Below are 1,430 nucleotides of genomic sequence, written 5' to 3'. Positions count from 1 at the left end.
CCGCCGGTGAGATTCGCAGGTCGCGGCCCGCGGCGGACATGCTGCCCAACTCGTAGACACGGACGAAGGTGCGGATATTGTCGAGATAGGACATTCTTCGGCAAAACTTGAAACTGCTTGGGTGATGCTGGAGATAGCAGAATAATCGCGCCCGGCCTAGGCTGCCGCGCAACACCGCAACAGGGAGAGACGGGCATGTACGATCTTGCCATCATCTGGGATTGGCTCGGCTCCGCCGTGCGTTGGCTGCACGTGATCACCGCGATCGCCTGGATCGGCTCGTCCTTTTACTTCATCGCGCTCGACCTCGGGCTGCGCAAGGCGCCGCACCTGCCGGTCGGCGCGCATGGCGAGGAATGGCAGGTCCATGGCGGCGGGTTCTACCATGTCCAGAAGTACCTCGTGGCGCCCGAGGCGATGCCCGACCACCTGACCTGGTTCAAATGGGAGAGCTACGCCACCTGGCTCTCGGGCGCGGCGCTCTTGATGATCGTCTACTGGGCGGGCGGCGAGCTTTTCCTGATCGATCCCACCAAGGCCGACATCTCGCTCTTCCAGGGCATCGTGATCTCGGCGCTGTCGCTGACCCTCGGCTGGCTGGTCTACGACCGGCTCTGCAAGTCCAAGCTCGGCGAGACGCCGACGCTGCTGATGGTGCTGCTCTTCGGGATGCTGGTGGTGATGTCCTGGGGCTACAATCAGGTCTTCACCGGCCGCGCCGCGCTCTTGCACCTCGGCGCCTTCACCGCGACGATCATGACCGCCAACGTCTTCTTCATCATCATGCCGAACCAGCGCATCGTGGTGGACGACCTGAAGAACGGCCGCACCCCCGATCCCAAGTACGGCAAGATCGCCAAGCTGCGCTCGACGCACAACAACTACCTGACGCTGCCGGTCGTCTTTTTGATGCTGTCGAACCACTACCCGCTGGCCTTTGCCACCGAGACCGCCTGGATCATTCCCTGTCTGGTCTTCCTCATGGGCGTGACGATCCGGCATTTCTTCAACACGATGCACGCGCGCAAGAGGGCGCCCTACTGGACCTGGGCGGTGACCGCGCTGCTCTTCATCGCCATCGCCTGGCTCTCCACCGCGCCGATGCTGGATACTTACGAGGAGGCCGGAGCCCGCCCGCTCACCGCCGCCGAGCAGCGTTTCGCCGGGGCGGCGGGCTTCGAGGACGCCTATCACGCGGTGATCGGCAATTGCTCGATGTGCCATGCGCGCGAGCCCTCGTGGGACGGGCTGCACCACCCGCCCAAGGGCGTGGTGCTCGAGACCGAATCCGACGTCGCCCGCCACGCGCGGCTGATCTTCCTGCAAGCCGGCGCCAGCCACGCCATGCCGCCGCCCAACGCCATCCAGATGGACCCGGCGGCGCGCCGCGAGATCGTCCAGTGGTACCGCGCCGCGACAAAGGGCTGAGC

At 65.0% G+C, this 1,430-nt stretch carries 2 protein-coding genes; one reads left to right on the top strand and one right to left on the bottom strand.

Annotated features, from left to right (window positions below):
* A partial coding sequence (locus tag G0Q01_RS27460; protein ID WP_164188786.1) for a LysR family transcriptional regulator occupies positions 1 to 94 on the bottom strand: 94 nt, incomplete at its 3' end.
* 101 nt (positions 95 to 195) lie between these two features.
* Here G0Q01_RS27460 and G0Q01_RS25645 point away from each other — a divergent pair.
* The gene (locus G0Q01_RS25645; protein ID WP_164213970.1) at positions 196 to 1,428 is read left to right on the top strand and encodes a urate hydroxylase PuuD; all 1,233 of its coding nucleotides are present in this window, start codon (positions 196 to 198) and stop codon (positions 1,426 to 1,428) included.
* The last annotated feature ends 2 nt before the right edge of the window (positions 1,429 to 1,430 follow it).

This window comes from Salipiger sp. PrR007 (genome assembly GCF_010499845.1).
Classification (GTDB): domain Bacteria; phylum Pseudomonadota; class Alphaproteobacteria; order Rhodobacterales; family Rhodobacteraceae; genus Salipiger; species Salipiger pacificus_A.
This window is presented reverse-complemented; position numbering and strand designations above follow the sequence as displayed.

What these genes read in the sequence shown, in the direction of transcription:
- G0Q01_RS25645 (WP_164213970.1), top strand. Translation starts at nt 196, where the DNA reads ATGTACGATCTTGCCATCATCTGGGATTGGCTCGGCTCCGCCGTGCGT.